Here is a 17380-nt window from a genome sequence, read left to right on the forward strand (position 1 = left end):
AGGATACCGTACATGTTAAATGCCTCCTCTTCCGCACCCCGTATCCCTGACACTTCTGCCAACCAACAAACTCTGGCCGAGACGAATACTCAGACGGTGGTAGAGCGAAGCTGTGACGCTGTCATTCAGAAAGCCGCCTTGGCATTGGGCCTAACCCCGCTGCAGGCAAATCTCGCCGCCAGACGGCTCAGGCGCACAGATTTACCGGAGGCGGCGCAAAACGCGGACACCCCAGAGGCAGTCTCTCCACTGATTGACCCCATTGTACGGCCGCGCTTGCAACACCTGCAACCGCCCAAGGCCATGCATCAGGCAGAACGCGCCGGTGAATTAATCGCCGATGCCGTGCAGGCAAGCGGAACCATTGTCTTGGCCACGGATTACGACACAGACGGAGTGACATCTGCCAGCATTGCCACCCGGGCGCTCACCGAATGTTTTGGGGTATCACCCGAGCGCATCTGTCCGGTCATCAGCGAACGCCAACATGGTTATGGCATTAACGACGACACCGTCACCCGCATTCTGGCACTGCCAGGTCCGGTGGAATTGGTGCTTTCCGCCGACCAGGGTTCCAGCGATGAACCCCGGATCGCTCGCCTCAAGCAAGCGGGTCTGCGGGTCTGTGTCACCGACCACCACCAGATTCCGGCCGAAGGCCCGCCCGCCAGTGCCGATTGTGTGGTCAACCCTCAGCAGTCATTGTGTGGGTATGATCCACGTGTGGCTGGTTGTTTTGTGGTGTTTCTGGTCATGAGCCAAGCCCGCCAGGAATTGATCAATCGTGGTCACCTGCCTGGCGATACTCCGTCGCTCAAATCATTGCTGGATCTGGTCGCGCTGGGCACCGTCGCCGATAGTGTCAGCCTCAAAAGCCACAACAACCGTGCTGTGGTCAAAGCCGGTCTTCAAGCAATCAATCAACAGCAGACACCACCATGGCAAGCGTTGACTCAGTTTCAGCCGATCAAAGAAACCACCGTTGACGCGGAATACCTCGGTTTTCAGGTGGCAACGCGCATCAATGCCGCGAGCCGGGTGAGCGACGTCAAGACCGCTTTTGATTTTTTGAATGCGCCAGACCTGTCAAGCGCCCAATCAGCGCTGCAGCAACTCGAAGCCGACAATCAAGAGAGACGTGCCCAGCAATCTCAAATGCTGGAACAGGCTGATGCCATCGCTAAAGAACTGTACCACGAAAACAAATTTTCGCTCTGCCTGTCACTGGAAGGCAACGCTGGCATTCAGGGCATCATCGCCACACGCATTGGTGAGCGCTACCATCGCCCCACACTTGCCATGACCGACCTCAAGGACGGAACGCTGGCCGGCAGTGGCCGCGCGATTGTGCCAGCCGTCAATCTGAAACAGGCCTTTGAAACCATTGCCAGTGCACACCCGGGTTTATTTCGCTCATTGGGCGGACACAGTGCGGCGGCAGGCTGCATGATTGAAAAAAGCGGGTTCGAGACGTTTGCTCGGGCCCTGGAAGAAGACATCGCCAACCAGTTGAACCATCAACCGCCCATCCCACAACTGGAAACGGACGGCCATTTGGCGCCCGAAATGCTGTCACTGGCAACGGTTCAGGAAATCAATGCGTTGGCCCCTTATGGAAGAGAATGGCCCAAGCCGTTGTTTTATGGCGATTTTTTAATCCTGCACTACCGCTGCATCGGCCAGACGCGAACCCACGTGGTACTGCAACTACAATCCCCAGATGGCAAACGTCATGAAGCCATCTGGTTCAATGCACTGCCCCAGGCCGGGGCGCCTTTTCCATTTGCGCTCAACAGTGTGGTGCGTTGTGTCTACGAGCTCAGCGGCAAACGTTTTCGCGGGCGCGAAAGCCTGCAACTCAAAATCGCTCACATTCACTTGCCTTAAAGCTAAGGCATCTCCCGAGCAAGCCCCCTCACTCGGGTGCTCAGGCGTCGTCTTTTTTCAGAAACGACAAGATGGTCGGTTCAATGTCATCCTTGTCAATCAGGGTTGTCTGCGCAATCGGCAACTCAAACAAGCGATCGATTTGTGGCGAGATCCTGGAACCGCTCAACCTGGCCACGGCTTTCAGTGCTTCCACATCATGCTCGTAGGACTGGCCGCTCAATGCCTCGGCGATGATGGTTGAAAACTTGGTCCATTCCGCAGTGGAATAGGCAATGGTCATCAAGGAAGGATCTTTGCGCTGCGTCTCGTAAGGCTTCAAACAGGTCGCCGTATGTGGGCACATCAGATACCCTTCTTGCTCATACGCCTGTTGAATGTACTGCTTACCTTCGGCGTCGGTACAATAATCGGCTGCAAAAATCGCTTGAATCTCAGCCAGTTCCGAATCACTCAATTGATAATATTGCTCGCTGTCGAGCTGCTGCATCAACGCACGCGTACGCTCCGGGCCAAACAAATCAAACAAAATCCGTTCGATGTTGGACGACTTCAAAATATCCATCGCGGGGGATATGGTCGGAATCACATCACGGTCACGCAAATCATAACAGCCTGTCTCAATAAACCGCGTCAAGACGTTGTTTTGATTGGAGGCAATGTGAATCTGTTCCACCGGCAGCCCCATCTTGTAAGCATAATACCCGCCCAGTGCGTTACCAAAATTACCACTGGGCACATTGAGGTAGACCTTTTCACCAAGCGTAATGGCATTTTGTCGAACCAGAGCCAGGTAACTGTAAAGATGATAAATCGTCTGGAAGATAATCCGCCCGAAATTCACCGAGTTGGCGGCGGACAGATGAATGGCTTCCTCTTCGAGCGTTTCACGGAACGAATCCGATGTCAGTAATTTTTTCAGCGCGGTCTGCGCATCATCAAAATCACCGTGAATCCCAATGACTTTCAGATTGTCGGCGTTTTCAGTCACCATCTGCAGTCGCTGCACATCGGAGGTGCCGCCGTCCGGATACAAACAAGCCACCTGAACGTGGTCGCGGTTCTTGAACGTTTCCAGGGCTGCGGGTCCGGTGTCACCGCTGGTGGCCGCCAAAATCAGGTAATGTTCGTCTCGGGTTTCAGCGACGGCAGACAGAACCTCACCAAACGGCTGTAGGGCCATGTCCTTGAACGCGCGTGTGGGGCCGTGGAACAGCTCACTGATATACAGATCATTGTAAAGCTTCACCACGGGCACCGGCTCGGAGGCGTCATCAAAATCATTGTAGCGTGCCACCGCCCGATCGATGACGGCTGGATCAATGTCAACGTCGAACGCTTCCAGCACGGCTTTTGCCAGGGTCTGATAATCGGAATCCAGATGCGCCTGCAAAAACGGCAATCCCAGCGTGGGTAAGGTCTCCGGCGAATAAAGACCGCCAAACGACGACATCGGGCTCAAAATGGCCTCGGAAAATGAAATCTGTGTCGGACGGTGTCCGTCATTGCCTCGGGTTTCAATAAAAGTCATGCGATGATCCTGTCACTGATTTGAGATCATTATAGCTGATCTCTCTGTTTGATTGAGCGCGGCAAGCGCCAGAAACGGCGAGCTGTTTTGGGTGTCAGGTAATATTGCCCCAAGGTGCCAAGGTGCAGAAAAACCGATCCCAGCTCACCTGATTTCAGCCCCTTAAAAATGGGCGCAAACCAATCTTTTTCCAAATCGGCCCACAGTGCCAATGCCTGCTCACGATCCACAAGCTCCGTCAGGGCAGGCAAGGTGGCCTCGACATCAACCAGTGAATGGCGACAGTCAGGCGCCTGACGATGCTGTTTTAACCAGGCCTGGTAAGTTTGGCAAGGCGCCCAGGCCTGTGCATCCGTCAGCTGAGCCAAACCTTTCAGATACAGAGATTCGCCGGCGATGGCAGCCTGAGGACGCGCTTGAACCTTCTCGGAATCGACCACGCCTTCACCCCAAAACCAGACACCATTCGCTTGAGGGCGCCCCGCTTCCTGTCGGCGCTGATTCACCGGGTGCTGATGAAACAGCATTTGCGCTTCATTGATCAGACTGTGCCAATAGGTGGCCGCCGCGCCGGTGGGCAAGCGCTGATCCACGGACTGACCCGCGGCATCAATCAGATGAGTGGTCTGCAGGTCAATGGCCTGAGGCATCCCCAGCAACCAGATGTCCGGTGCCAGGTAATGCAGTTGCACCCCGTCTGATTCAAAATGCGCGTTAAACGATGCCAGCAACGCGCGCCCTTCGGCCTCGTCCAGCGCCAGCGTCTCGGGAGGGAAAAGGCGCAAAGTGTCCCGGTCGGGAATCATCTGCACCGGTGACACCACCACCCAAAACGGCATGTTGGCCACCCCTTCAGCGTCCTGTGGCAGCAAATGTGCAAGCACCGGCGCTTCGGGCAAGGTTTGGGGTTGATGAAACAGGTAACTGGCCTGCGCCGCTTGCCCGTGTTTTTGGTCAGGGTAGCGGTCGCCGCGCGAGATCAGGCGTCGTCCAAATGGCCACAGCGCATTAAGCTGTTTGGCGCCCTCCCAGCTCGTGGCGGGTTCGCTTTGCTGCAGTACCTGAAACCAATCACCTGCCTCGGGCCACCACCAGGTCAGTGCCAGACGCTCAGGGGGAGGCGTTTGCGACGACGCCTCGTTGTGTTCAGGCATCCAGCGCGCCTACCCGAATGCGCATGATTTTGCCATCGATTTCCTCAAGCGCCTGTAAGGCTTCGACCGCCTGATTCAAAGAGCGCTCCGGCACTTCGTTGGTCAACATCACCAGGGTCGCATCATTGGGGTTCACCGCGGATGGCTCCTGGTGCAACAATTCAATATTGATGTCGTACTTGGCCAAAATGGTAGACACCTTCGCCAACACACCGGAATTATCATGCGCAAAGAATCGCAAATAATAGGCGGTTTCAATGTCTTCGATCGGTGACACCGACTGGCTGCTGAGGCTGTTGGCCGCAAAGCCAAGTGCCGGAACACGATCCTGAGCGGGTTGATGACGCCAGCGGATCACATCAATCAAATCGGCCACAACGGCACTGGCTGTGGGACCGCCACCGGCACCGGGGCCATAATAAAGAGTCGGTCCGACATGGTTGCCCTTGACCATCACCGCGTTCATCACCCCATTAATCTGTGACAACAGCACCGATTCCTGAACCAGTGTCGGATGAACCCGCAATGAAAAACCGTCGTCTGTGCGGCTGGCGATGCCCAGGTGTTTGATTTCATAACCGAGTTTTTGCGCAAACTGGATGTCTTCGGCCGTGACCTCGCTGATGCCTTCGGTATAAACCTTGTCAAACTGCAGTTCGATGCCGAACGCAATGGCAGCCATAATGGTCAGTTTGTGGGCCGCATCAATGCCCTCGACGTCAAACGTTGGATCGGCTTCGGCGTACCCCAACTCCTGAGCGGTTCTCAGCACCTGGTAAAAATCAGCTTCCGGCTCTTTCATCTCAGTGAGAATGTAGTTACCGGTGCCGTTGATGATGCCCGCCACCCATTCAATTCGATTGCCAGCCAGGCCTTCACGCAGGGCTTTGATGATAGGGATACCACCGGCCACGGCCGCTTCATAGGCCACGATCACCTGATGTTTCTCCGCCAGCGCCAGCAATTCATTGCCGTGTTCGGCAATCAAGGCTTTGTTGGCGGTCACAATATGCTTGCCCTCTCCAATCGCCGCTTCCAGACATTTTTTTGCCAGAGTGGTGCCGCCCATCAGTTCCACGATCACATCAATCTCTGGGTGAGTGGCCACCGACATGGGGTCATCGGTCAAACTCAGCGATTCGGTATCCAAACCACGAGCACGCTCGAGATCCCGCACGGCTGCGTGCGTGACCTCAACCGTAGTGCGCCCGCCCAGACGTCGTTCGATCTCTGCCAGGGTGTCTCGCAGGATCGTCAAGGTGGCGCCACCGACTGTTCCCAACCCGAGTAGTCCGACTTTGATTGTTTCCACACTCACTCCAATTTTTTTAACCGATTCGATTTTCTAATTGATTACAACAATCCGTCTTTGCGGAACATGTCGCGTATCCCACGGATAGCCTGACGAGTCCGGTGCTCGTTTTCGATCAGGCCAAACCGGACAAACTCATCACCATAATCGCCAAAGCCGATGCCGGGTGAAACCGCCACCTTGGCTTCGCTCAACAGTTTTTTGGAAAATTCCAGCGAGCCCATTTCCTTGTAGGCTTGGGGAATCGGCGCCCACACAAACATGGTCGCCTTGGGGGGCTCGACTTCCCAGCCCAGAGCATTCAAGCCCTGGCACAGCACATCGCGGCGGGATTTATACATGTCACAGATTTCCTGCACACAATCCTGTGGGCCTTCCAGCGCAGCAATTGCAGCGACCTGAATCGGGGTAAAGGTCCCATAATCCAGATAAGATTTCATGCGCTTGAGGGCATGCACCAATTCCGGGTTACCCACCATAAAGCCGACCCGCCAGCCTGGCATGTTGTAGCTTTTTGACAGCGTAAAAAATTCCACCGCAATGTCTTTGGCGCCCGGCACTTCCATAATCGACGGCGCTTTATAACCGTCAAACACAATGTCGGCGTATGCCAGATCATGAATCACCCAGATGTCGTGCTCTTTGGCGATGGCAATGACTTTTTCAAAAAACTCCAGATCCACGGTCTGCGTGGTCGGGTTGCCGGGGAAATTCAGCACCAGCATTTTGGGTGTGGGCCAGGATTCCTTGATCGCTTTTTTTAGTTCTTCAAAGAAATCCACATCCGGGGTCAGACGCACATGGCGGATATCGGCCCCGGCGATCACAAACCCATAAGGGTGAATCGGGTAAGCGGGATTCGGCACCAATACCGTGTCACCTTTGTCGACCGTTGCCAGCGCCAAATGCGCCAGGCCTTCTTTGGAACCGATGGTGACCACGGCCTCGGTGTCCGGGTCCATGTCCACGTCATAACGGCGCTGATACCAGTCGCAGATGGCTTTGCGCAAGCGCGGGATCCCTTGCGACACACTGTAGCGATGCGTGCCTTCGCGCTGCACCACTTCGACCAGTTTTTCAACAATGTGTGACGGGGTATCCTGGTCGGGATTGCCCATGCCGAAGTCAATAATGTCTTCACCACGGCGGCGGGCGGCGGCTTTCAGCTCACCGACAATATTGAACACATAAGGAGGTAATCGATGAATCCGTTGAAACTCGTCCGTCACGCCTGAAACCTTTGCCTAAGTCAATGAATGAACCGCTTGATTGGATGAGGTACCCAAAGCGGAGATTGCGCATGAAAATAAACTGTAAATGATACAGAAACGAAAAAATTCGTCAATGAAAACTGCGCCCCATCAAGGCTGAACGCATTTTTTGATAAACTAATCCGACACAAGTCACACAGGGGCACCCATGAAATTCACCGAACACCGAGACAGCCAAGTCTACACCGTCAAGCAATATCAACCAGGCCTGGTCAAAATCAATGATTTCACCCTGAATCATAGCTGTGCAATCAGCCAGCACGAGATTAAAGAAGATTGGGATTGCCCCGACATCACCTCGCTGAATGCCAGCCATCTTGACGACCTGCTGGCCTTTTCCCCCGAAGTGATTCTACTGGGAACTGGCGAAACCCAGCGTTTTCCCGACCCGGCTCTACTCGCACACTGTGCCGCCCAGGGCATTGGCGTGGAAGTGATGACCAACCTGGCCGCATGCCGCACCTACAACGTACTGACCACAGAAGACCGGGAGGTGGTCCTGGCACTGATCATATCAGAAGACGCCGATTGAGCTTGCGTATGCATGACCAAACGCCCCGTCGCCTTTATCAATCAACACACGGGCGCGGATGCTGAAACCATTTGCATGCTTGTCGTCATGCGCGCCTCACTGGGTTCATCATGATCTTTTGCCGGACAGACGGCCTTGACACACAAACGTTTAGCTGCCAACCTTGAACCGAAACGGAATGACAAAGGAGTGGTATGCAAAAAATTGCTTTATTGGTGGAAGAGACCGTTGAAGACATTGAATTTCTGTACCCCTACTACCGTTTTCAGGAAGCCGGATACGACGTGGATGTGATCTCACAAACTCAAAAAGAAGTCCGCGGCAAAAAAGGCGGGACGTTTAAAGCTGACAAAAGCATTAAAAGCATCCAAAGTGATGACTATGAGCTGGTCTTTGTTCCCGGCGGCTATGCACCCGACAAGCTTCGAACCAATCCGCAGATCACCGCGTTCGTCAAAGAAATAAACGAGCGAAAAAAACCGGTGGCTGCGATTTGTCACGGGCCTTGGGTGCTCGCCTCAGCGGGGGTCTGTCAGAATCGAAAAATGACCGCTTTTCCATCGATCCAAGACGACTTGGTCAATGCGGGTGCCACCTATACCGGCGACCCGGTCACGGTGGATGACAACCTGATCACTGCCACGGACCCATCGGCGCTGCCACAAATGTTCCGAACCATCCTGAGCGTGCTCAAGCAAGGTTAACGCATTCGGCTGGCCTCGTTATTGGCCAGCCACCCAGCCTCTAAGGCATTTCCTCAAAGTGTGCCCGCAAACGGTTCAACTCTGCGTCCTCCCAATCTTTGGGTTCGCTCAGGGCCAACCAGGCATCAAAATAATGCTCGGCGGCATACTCATGACCGTAACCCGGTGGCGCTTTTCCCACCGCCATGTCGGCCGCCAGTTGCAGCATGGTGACAATGGGAAACCAGCGCAATTCCGATGACACATCGGGGCCGCGTGGTGACTCCAGCCAGTCGGGTTGCTGATAAAACGAATCCGGTGAAAAAAAGGTAATCGGGTCACTGGCATACTGCAAAAACGCAATTCGAAAGTCCCCCCAGGGCGCTGGCCCCTGGTTCAGCCCACCCGACTGATTGGCAAACCGAATCACTGAATCGTCGCGAAAACGCGGCAACCACTGCGGCGAATCTGGGCGACGTCGCTGAGTCGCCTCGCGCCAGGTGTCCATTCGAAACGGCGGCCCGACCCATAACGCGCCGTCAAAGGGCGCATCAATGATGTCAAAAAAGTCAAATGAGGCGTCCAGATTCATCGCGCCCAGACTCAACCCAAACAGGTAAAACGCGGGGCGCTCTGTTTCCGGCAGCTCGCGCCAACGGCCGTAAACCGCCTGAAACAACGCACGGGTATTTTCCACCGCATACTCACCATCGGCCATCACGGAGATTGGGCTAGGCAGGTAGCTGTATTGAGCGGCCACACTGGCCACATCGCCCTGATGCAAATACTCCATCGTCTCGACACCTGACGGATCGATCCAGCCGGTGCCAGTGGGCACAATCAACACCAGCGTCGAACGCTCGAACCCACCGACCCGCTCAAGCTCGGCTAATGCCAGATCGGCCCGTTTTTCGGGCGTTTCAGCAGAGTTAAGCCCCGCATACACACGCAAGGGAGCTTGTGTGGTCTCATCGGTGAAGGCTGCGATCTCATCCGCCGTGGGCACATTCGCCAGATAACGACGCCCCTGGCGCCCGAGCGTCTGCCATGGGATCAATGAATCAGGACTGCCTGCCTGCAAAGCGCCCTCTGGTCTGGGTTGCTTGACCTCCATCAGTGCATCAAGCTGTTGATAGGAATAATCCACCTTTTCCAGAACCGTGGCAAACAACACCCCGTCCACCAACGCCCAGAACAGCGAAAACGACAGTAAGAGTCCGGTGACCACCGATACCCGGTGCGGGACCACCCGACGCAAATGGCGTGAAAAAAATCGCCAGAGCGCAAGAAACCCTTTTCCAAACAACAAGGCCGTCAGAAACACCAATGAGGCAATCAGACCCACCCAGAGGGCTCGTACGCCCTCAACCGGTGCCATGCCCATCAGGACGCGCACCGAATTTTGCCAATCACTGGCTTGTATCAGAAAGCTGATCGCCAGTAGGCCACAAAGCGTCGCGACCACCCGCTTGATCCAGCGCTGCCACCGACCGGATGGAAACGGCAGTTCAAAATAATGCCATATCCACCAAGCCAGCACCCCAACCGCATAGCCAGAGGCCATGGAAACACCGGAAATCACACCCTGAACCGTCTCGCCACGCGGCACCAGACTCGGAGTCAGAGACAATGCAAAAAACGCCGTGCCGACGATCAGCCCAATGGTAGAAAAGTGTCGTCCGATTCGAATATTTTTCACCTCTGATCAAAGCAAGTGACAGACACTGCAAGCCATTTCTTACTTTCAACGAACGTTTAAAACTCTAATTAAGTTTGAAAAACCGTTTTAACTCATTGTAACAATGAATAAAACCTGTTTTTAACCAGGCCTGGTGAATCGACAAGAGAGGATTGTAGTCGTTTAAGCGGTCAGACGATAAGCAATATAAACGGCTATGAGAGCAACCAGCAACCAACCGAGAAGGTCAACACTGGCTCGAAGGCGAGATTCAAAGCGTTCACCGCCCCACTTCATCAGTCCTGCGACCAGAAAAAAGCGTGCACCGCGTCCAATCAATGAGGCTATGATGAATGGCAGCAAGGCCATGTGTGCGGCGCCGGCGGCGATGGTAAAGACTTTGTAGGGAATCGGGCTGAAGCCCGCCATCAGTACGACCCAGAGGCCATACTGGTCAAAAAAGCTGGCAGCCTTATCGAAGGTGGCGTCATGGCCGGTGGCTTCCAGCCAGGGCCAGACCACGTCCAGCAGTGTGTAGCCAATGACATAACCCAGCAGGCCCCCGAGCACCGAAAACACGGTGGTGAGCCAGGCGTAATAAAATGCCTTTTCCGGTCTGGCCAGACTCATGGGCATCAGCATCACATCTGGCGGGATCGGGAAAAACGAGGATTCGGCAAAGCTCAAACCACAGAGATAATGCGGTGCTTTGGGGTGTTTTGACCAGCGAAGCACCTGGTCGTACAAAGGGGTAAAAAGTTTCAAAACCGTCCTTTTTCAGCGTATGTTAGACAACATAATGGCTGGTAAATTTAATCATGCGAAGTCGAATCAACCCCGGTGAGCATGGGCACAAATCGCACCGCACCCAGATCGGTTTCAACCCAGCCGGAGGGTGTGCGGGTCCAGCCCTGCAGGGTTTGGGTTTCACCCCCTACCGGCGCCACCAAACGCCCATTGATCGCGACCTGATCCAGCAAGCGTTCGGGCAGAGTTTCAGGCGCAGCCGCAGAGAGGATGGCATCAAACGGGGCCTGATCGGGCAGCCCCTCAAACCCATCCGCCAATTTGACGTGAACATTGTCGAGGTCGAGCTGAGCAATCGCCTGTTTGGCCCGAAGGTAGAGCGGCTTGATTCGCTCCAGAGTCCAGACCTGTTCGGCCAGCAAGCCAAGCAACGCGGCCTGATAACCCGAACCGGTGCCGATTTCCATCACCCCGTGCAAGGGCTCTGTGCGCTCGCGCAAGATAAAATCCAGCATAATGGCGACCACCTGCGGCTGAGAGATGGTCTGGGCATGACCAATTGGCAAGGCGCTGTCTTCATAGGCGCGGGAGGCCATGGCTTCGTCCATAAACAAATGGCGCGGGGTTACCCGCATGGCATAGGCAACACTGGGATGCAATGAGAGGGTTTGCTCCAGACGGTCAATCAACCGGTCTCGCGTTCGCTGCGAGGTCATGCCCACGCCCTGCAGACGCTCAAACTGGTCGTTGGGATACGTCAGCTTCATAGCCCTTGCTTACCACTTTTGGCCAGCCAGTCGTTCAACTGAGATTGCATGGTGTAATGCGTGAGGTCAATTTTCAGAGGCGTGATGGAAACGTAACCGGATTCCACCGCATGAAAATCCGTGCCTTCGGACGCATCCTGCGCCTCACCGGCCGGCCCCACCCAGTAGATGGGCTTGCCCCGAGGGTCGGTGGTGGCCACCACTTTTTCCGAGGCGTGACGTTTGCCCAAGCGAGTGATTCGCACCCCTTTGATGGCGTCATAAGGGCGATCCGGGACATTGATATTAAGAATGGTGTCGGGATCGAGTAACAACGACGGCAACTCATCCAGCAAGGACTGCATTACTCGCGCCGCCGTTTCAAAATATTCATCCCCGCACAAAGATACCGCAATCGATGGTTTGCCCAGAAACCGGCCTTCTGTCGCCGCCGCCACCGTACCGGAATAAAGCACGTCATCGCCCATGTTCGCCCCGGCATTGATCCCGGAAATGACCATGTCCGGCTGGGGGGTCAAGGCGCCATTCACCGCCAGATGCACGCAATCAGTCGGGGTGCCGTCCACACTGTATACATTGGGCGCTTCACGATTCATGCGTAACGGAGCCATCAGCGTCAAAGCGTTGCTCGCGGCACTGCGATTGCGTTCCGGTGCGACCAGTACTCGATTTTCGCACCAGCTTAAGCCCTCAAGCACCTCCCATAGAGCGCGAATGCCCGGCGCCTGAAAACCGTCGTCATTGGATAAAAGCACGTTCATGGTGAGTCCATTCCATTAAACACAGGTAAAAACCGCCCTGAGAGACGGTTTGCAACCCGAGGCAATCTGTTATCATTTGCGCAAGCCCATTCGCATTAACGCACCCTCTGATGAGCAAAACGACCCCGGAAGATCAGGACCTGTTTCGACAAGCCATGTCGGATGTCACGCCACTGCAAGCCAAAACACCGCGTTTATCGCAGGAGTCAACCCGAACCCGTCAGGCACAGGCGGCCAAACGCCGCGCTTTTCAGCGCTTGCGCCAACCCGTGCAAAATGACGCGTCCGAATTCGATTTCGACCAGTCGGGACTGGCGTCAACCCAGCCTGTGAGCCAGCATGCGTCGCTGGCTTTCAAGCGTGCGCCTTGCGACCCCAAGACCTGGAAAAAACTCAAACAGGGGCGCTTTCCGGTGGAAACAACGCTTGACCTACACGGAATGACGGTGGCGCAGGCTGAACAGGCCATTTTGCAATGTCTGCAGGACGCCCTCGCTCACCGCGAAAAACAATTACTGATCATCCACGGCAAAGGTTATAACGCCGAAGACAACCTGCCCAAGCTGAAAAACCTGGTCAATCAGTTGCTGCCGACCTGCCCGCCTGTGCTGGCTTTTTGCAGTGCTCAGCCCAAAGACGGCGGTCTTGGCAGTGTTTACGTGCGCTTGCGTCTGGATTAACGCTCTGACACCGTGCCACTGGCGCCTTCACCCGGCTTAGCATCATTCTGGTCTCCTGCCGGCAGCTCGATCACCTTCACAAAGACCTCGTCCTGACCGATCATTCCCAGCTTGTGGCGGGCGATCGTCTCAATGGCCTGTGTATTGGTCTGCAGATCGATGATTTCGCGTTTAAGCAGGGTGTTCTCAGCCGATAATTCATCCAACTGGGCCTGCATGCTGGAGAGTTCCTGGTTGAGCGTCATGACCTGAACCAGACCACCGTCCGAAGACAGCAAACGCATCCAGATCACAATCAACGCCAGCCCCAGAATGCCCAGCAGCCACTTCATGGCAATCGCCTATTTCAGGTTGTAAAAGGCGTTCATACCCGGATAGACGGCTTCACTGCCCAACTCTTCTTCGATGCGCAGCAACTGGTTGTACTTGGCGATGCGGTCGGTACGGGACATGGAGCCGGTTTTGATCTGACCAGACCCCGTAGCAACGGCAATGTCAGCAATGACCGTGTCTTCGGTCTCACCGGAGCGATGCGAAATCACAGCGGTGTAGCCGGCCTGCTTGGCCATGGCAATCGCTTCAAAGGTTTCGGTCAGCGTACCGATCTGGTTGATTTTAATCAGAATCGAGTTGGCGATGCCTTTATCGATGCCCTCTTTCAGTATTTTTGGGTTGGTCACGAACAGATCATCACCCACGATTTGCAGACGGTGACCGTCTTTTTCCGTCTGATACTTAAACCCATCCCAATCAGACTCGTCCAGACCGTCTTCAATCGAAATAATCGGATAACGATCCACCCAGTCAGACAGAAGATCGGCCATCTCGGTCGAAGACAGGGTTTTATTCTCAGACGCCAGGTGATAATTGCCGTCCTTGTACAGTTCCGAGGAGGCGGCGTCCATTGCAATCATAATGTCCTTACCGGGCTGATATCCGGCCGCTTCAATCGCCTCCAGAATTACCTGCAAAGCTTCTTCATTGGATTTCAGGTCAGGCGCGAACCCACCTTCATCCCCAACGGCGGTGTTATATCCTTTCTGTGACAAAACCTTCTTCAGTGCATGAAACACTTCAGCGCCGTAACGAATGGCTTCGGACATGGAAGGCGCACCCACCGGCATAATCATAAATTCCTGAAAATCCACCGAGTTATCTGCGTGTTCGCCGCCGTTGATGATGTTCATCATCGGCACAGGCATTTGATAAGTGTCCGTTTTCAGGTACGCATACAATGGCTGACCTTTAGACACCGCCGCGGCCTGCGCGGTCGCAATCGACACAGCCAAAATCGCATTGGCGCCCAGGCGAGCCTTGTTTTCGGTGCCGTCCAGATCAATCATGACCTGGTCGATGGCTTTCTGATCCGTGGCTTCTTTGCCGATCAGCGCATCACGAATTTCTTTATTGACGTTACTGACGGCTTTCAGCACGCCTTTTCCGCCAAAACGACTGGCATCACCGTCGCGCAATTCAATCGCTTCACGCGACCCGGTTGAGGCGCCGGAGGGGGAAATGCCGCGCCCTCTGCTGCCATCTTCCAGAATCACATCCGCTTCCACAGTGGGGTTGCCGCGAGAATCGATGACTTGTCTTGCTTTGATGTCTTTGATTAAAGGCATGTTTTCGTTCCTGTTTTTATTTAAATTCGAATCAGTATAGTGCACTGAGTTGTCAGCCAGATGACAAGGGCTTGCTTTTTGACCAGGCCTGGTCAAAAAGGCACCTCTTTTTAAAGCATGGGGTTTTCAATAAACCCCTGTTCCTTGACCGTATCATCCAGCTGCTTAAGTGTGGTCAACAGTGGCGCCAGTTGATCCAGTGGCCACATGTTGGGGCCATCCGACAAAGCGTTTTCCGGGTCCGGGTGCGTCTCCATAAACAGTCCCGAGACCCCGGCGGCGACCGCCGCGCGCGCCAGCACTGGCACCATGGAACGTTGACCGCCCGATGTCGTGCCCTGACCGCCCGGTTGCTGCACCGAGTGGGTGGCGTCAAATACCACCGGCACTTCGGTTTTGCGCATCATCGCCAAACCACGCATGTCGGAAATCAGAGTGTTGTAGCCAAAAGAGGTGCCGCGATCACAGACCATGACCTGATCATTGCCCACTTCTCGAGCTTTGTTCACCACCTGTTGCATGTCCCAGGGCGCCTGAAACTGCCCTTTTTTGATGTTGACCGGCAAGCCCTGCCGACAGACGTTTTGAATGAAGTTAGTCTGACGCACCAGAAAAGCCGGCGTCTGCATGACATCCACCACACTGGCGACTTCCGATAGGGGCGTGTCTTCATGCACATCGGTCAGAACCGGCACACCGAGTTCGTCTTTGACCCGCTGCAGGATACGCAAGCCTTCTTCAATGCCCGGACCACGGTAACTTTGCGTGGAGGAGCGGTTCGCCTTGTCGTAGGAGGCCTTGAAAATAAACGGCATGCCCAGTTCATCGGTCAGCTTCTTTAGACGTTCGGCTGTCTGCATGATCTGAGTTTCGGATTCGATCACACAGGGCCCGGCGATCAGAAACAGCGGCCGGTTTAATCCCACTTCATGACCACAAAGGTTCATGCTCTGTTGAAACAAATCATTCATGAGGACACCTCCTGCGTCTGGGCATGGCGCGCATTCGCCGCTTCAATAAAACTGCGGAACAAAGGATGACCGTTACGCGGGGTCGAGGTGAATTCCGGATGGAACTGACAGCCAACAAACCAGGGATGATCGTCGATTTCGACCGTTTCAACCAGGTTGCCGTCTTCGGAACGCCCCGAGATCACCAAGCCTGCCTGCTCCAGGCGTTCAATGTAACCATCATTGACTTCATAACGGTGACGGTGACGTTCGCGGATCGTGGTTTGACCATAAATCTGAGCAATGTGGCTGTTTTCCTTCAACAAGCAGGCCTGCCCGCCCAACCGCATGGTACCTCCCAAGTCGGTGGACTCGTCCCGCTCTTCAATGCAGCCGTCTTCGCCAGTCCATTCTGTGATCAGTGCGACCACCGGATGCGGGGTTTTCTTGTCCAGCTCAGTGCTGTGGGCGTTTTCCATGCCAGCCATGTGACGGGCGTATTCCACCACCGCCATTTGCATGCCCAGGCAGATCCCCAGGTAAGGCACTTTGTTTTCACGCGCATAACGGATGGCGGCAATTTTGCCTTCCACACCGCGCTCGCCAAACCCGCCGGGCACCAGAATGGCATCCATTCCTGCCAGGCAATCGGTACCACTGCGTTCAATTTCTTCGGCATCCAAATAATGAATATCGACTTGGGTGCGCGTTTGAATACCACCATGGATCAGCGATTCGATCAATGACTTGTACGCTTCGGTCAAATCCACGTATTTACCCACCATGCCGATTTTCACTGTCTGCTGCGGACTCAACTGCGCATCGACCACCTGATCCCAATCACTCAGATCCGGTTGCGGCACATCCAGTCGGAACCGGTTGGTCACCAGATCGTCCAACCCTTGCTCATGCAACATGCGTGGCACTTCGTAAATGGTGCGCGCATCCAGAGAATTAATGACGGCGGGTTCTTCAACATTGGTAAACAGAGCAATCTTACGTTTTTCCGACGGCTCAAGCGCCCGATCGGAGCGGCAAACCAGAATGTCGGGCTGAATCCCAATCGAACGTAACTCTTTCACCGAGTGCTGCGTGGGTTTTGTTTTGACTTCGCCGGCCACCGCGATGTATGGCAACAGGGTTAGATGCATAAACAGGGCGCGGTCACGCCCGACCTCGACGCCCAGTTGACGGATGGCTTCCAAAAAAGGCAGGGATTCGATGTCACCCACGGTACCGCCGACCTCGACCAACGCCACATCCGCTCCGGCGGCGGCACGCTTAATGCGGTTTTTGATTTCATCGGTGATGTGGGGAATCACCTGCACCGTGCCACCCAGATAATCACCGCGGCGCTCATTGCGAATCACCTTGTCATACACTTGGCCAGTGGAAAAGCTGTTGCGCTGGGTAAAGTGGCGCTGCACAAACCGTTCGTAGTGCCCCAGATCCAGGTCGGTTTCCGCGCCATCGTCGGTGACAAACACTTCGCCATGCTGAAAAGGACTCATGGTGCCCGGATCCACATTGATGTAGGGGTCCATCTTGAGCATGCTGACCTTTAAGCCTCGCGCCTCGAGCAGAGCCCCCAGCGAAGCCGCGGCAATGCCTTTGCCTAGAGAAGAAACCACGCCGCCTGTTACAAAAATAAATTTAGTCATGCCACCACTTTGGTTAACCGTTAAAATTCGTCGATCGATGAATGCATCACCGGGGTAATTCGAAACCACTGATTGAGATGAATATGTTTGTTCGTGCGCTCACTGGCCGTGCTGACAAGGTCTTTAGACTCGATGATGACAAAT

The 17380-nt window shown here is 54.7% G+C and carries 16 protein-coding genes; 4 read left to right on the plus strand and 12 right to left on the minus strand.

Translation table 11 applies throughout. The features are described from left to right. Nucleotides 1–12: 12 nt before the first annotated feature. Nucleotides 13–1887 carry a DHH family phosphoesterase gene (locus tag AVO41_RS06440; protein WP_068584410.1) on the plus strand — a complete coding sequence of 625 codons (1875 nt, stop codon included), beginning with the start codon at nt 13–15 and terminating at the stop codon, nt 1885–1887. A 40-nt stretch (nt 1888–1927) separates the two neighbouring features. Here AVO41_RS06440 and thrC read toward each other — a convergent pair whose 3' ends face one another. From thrC to alaC, 4 genes are read right to left on the minus strand one after another with little or no spacing between them, the layout of a single operon-like run. After that, a complete protein-coding gene (gene thrC, locus AVO41_RS06445; RefSeq protein ID WP_068584412.1) occupies nt 1928–3418 on the minus strand; it encodes a threonine synthase in 1491 nt (496 codons plus the stop codon). Nucleotides 3419–3447: 29 nt separating this feature from the next. Then, the gene (locus tag AVO41_RS06450) at nt 3448–4572 is read right to left on the minus strand and encodes a hypothetical protein (protein ID WP_068584414.1); all 1125 of its coding nucleotides are present in this window, start codon (nt 4570–4572) and stop codon (nt 3448–3450) included. Then, nucleotides 4565–5884 (minus strand): homoserine dehydrogenase, encoded by a 1320-nt coding sequence (locus tag AVO41_RS06455; protein WP_068584826.1) that lies wholly within the window; start codon nt 5882–5884, stop codon nt 4565–4567. Before AVO41_RS06455 ends, AVO41_RS06450 begins: the two co-directional genes overlap by 8 nt. Before the next feature lie 41 nt (nt 5885–5925). After that, nucleotides 5926–7113: an alanine transaminase gene (gene alaC, locus AVO41_RS06460; protein WP_068584417.1), complete on the minus strand. Its 1188-nt coding sequence runs from the start codon at nt 7111–7113 to the stop codon at nt 5926–5928. A gap of 190 nt (nt 7114–7303) precedes the next feature. Here alaC and AVO41_RS06465 point away from each other — a divergent pair, with 190 nt between their 5' ends. Together AVO41_RS06465 and AVO41_RS06470 are read left to right on the plus strand one after the other, a co-directional pair. After that, nucleotides 7304–7687, plus strand: coding sequence for an Mth938-like domain-containing protein (locus tag AVO41_RS06465; protein WP_068584420.1), 384 nt, complete (start codon nt 7304–7306; stop codon nt 7685–7687). Nucleotides 7688–7881: 194 nt separating this feature from the next. Beyond that, on the plus strand, nt 7882–8391 hold the full coding sequence (locus AVO41_RS06470; protein ID WP_068584422.1) for a type 1 glutamine amidotransferase domain-containing protein: 510 nt from the start codon (nt 7882–7884) through the stop codon (nt 8389–8391). Nucleotides 8392–8431: 40 nt separating this feature from the next. On the opposite strand, the gene AVO41_RS06475 is transcribed toward AVO41_RS06470, so the two are convergent. From AVO41_RS06475 to surE, 4 genes are all read right to left on the minus strand, one after another. Continuing rightward, complete coding sequence (locus AVO41_RS06475) at nt 8432–10069, minus strand: alpha/beta-hydrolase family protein (protein WP_068584425.1); 1638 nt, start codon at nt 10067–10069, stop codon at nt 8432–8434. 162 nt (nt 10070–10231) lie between these two features. Then, nucleotides 10232–10813: a YqaA family protein gene (locus AVO41_RS06480; RefSeq protein WP_068584428.1), complete on the minus strand. Its 582-nt coding sequence runs from the start codon at nt 10811–10813 to the stop codon at nt 10232–10234. 47 nt (nt 10814–10860) lie between these two features. Further along, on the minus strand, nt 10861–11562 hold the full coding sequence (locus AVO41_RS06485) for a protein-L-isoaspartate(D-aspartate) O-methyltransferase (RefSeq protein ID WP_068584430.1): 702 nt from the start codon (nt 11560–11562) through the stop codon (nt 10861–10863). Continuing rightward, on the minus strand, nt 11559–12323 hold the full coding sequence (surE, locus tag AVO41_RS06490) for a 5'/3'-nucleotidase SurE (RefSeq protein ID WP_068584432.1): 765 nt from the start codon (nt 12321–12323) through the stop codon (nt 11559–11561). The genes AVO41_RS06485 and surE overlap by 4 nt, the downstream gene beginning before the upstream one ends. A gap of 110 nt (nt 12324–12433) precedes the next feature. On the opposite strand from surE, the gene AVO41_RS06495 reads away from it, so the two are divergent. After that, the gene (locus tag AVO41_RS06495) at nt 12434–13003 is read left to right on the plus strand and encodes a Smr/MutS family protein (RefSeq protein ID WP_068584435.1); all 570 of its coding nucleotides are present in this window, start codon (nt 12434–12436) and stop codon (nt 13001–13003) included. Here the strand turns inward: AVO41_RS06495 and AVO41_RS06500 are convergent. The 4 genes from AVO41_RS06500 to AVO41_RS06515 form a co-directional block, all read right to left on the minus strand. Next, nucleotides 13000–13335 (minus strand): septum formation initiator family protein, encoded by a 336-nt coding sequence (locus tag AVO41_RS06500; protein ID WP_068584438.1) that lies wholly within the window; start codon nt 13333–13335, stop codon nt 13000–13002. The genes AVO41_RS06495 and AVO41_RS06500 overlap by 4 nt on opposite strands. Before the next feature lie 9 nt (nt 13336–13344). After that, nucleotides 13345–14625, minus strand: coding sequence for a phosphopyruvate hydratase (gene eno, locus AVO41_RS06505; RefSeq protein WP_068584442.1), 1281 nt, complete (start codon nt 14623–14625; stop codon nt 13345–13347). 110 nt (nt 14626–14735) lie between these two features. Next, complete coding sequence (gene kdsA, locus AVO41_RS06510) at nt 14736–15572, minus strand: 3-deoxy-8-phosphooctulonate synthase (RefSeq protein ID WP_068584827.1); 837 nt, start codon at nt 15570–15572, stop codon at nt 14736–14738. A gap of 20 nt (nt 15573–15592) precedes the next feature. Next, nucleotides 15593–17236: a CTP synthase gene (locus AVO41_RS06515; RefSeq protein ID WP_068584444.1), complete on the minus strand. Its 1644-nt coding sequence runs from the start codon at nt 17234–17236 to the stop codon at nt 15593–15595. Nucleotides 17237–17380: the final 144 nt, after the last annotated feature.

It is taken from the genome of Thiomicrospira sp. WB1 (assembly GCF_001507535.1).
GTDB lineage: Bacteria > Pseudomonadota > Gammaproteobacteria > Thiomicrospirales > Thiomicrospiraceae > Hydrogenovibrio.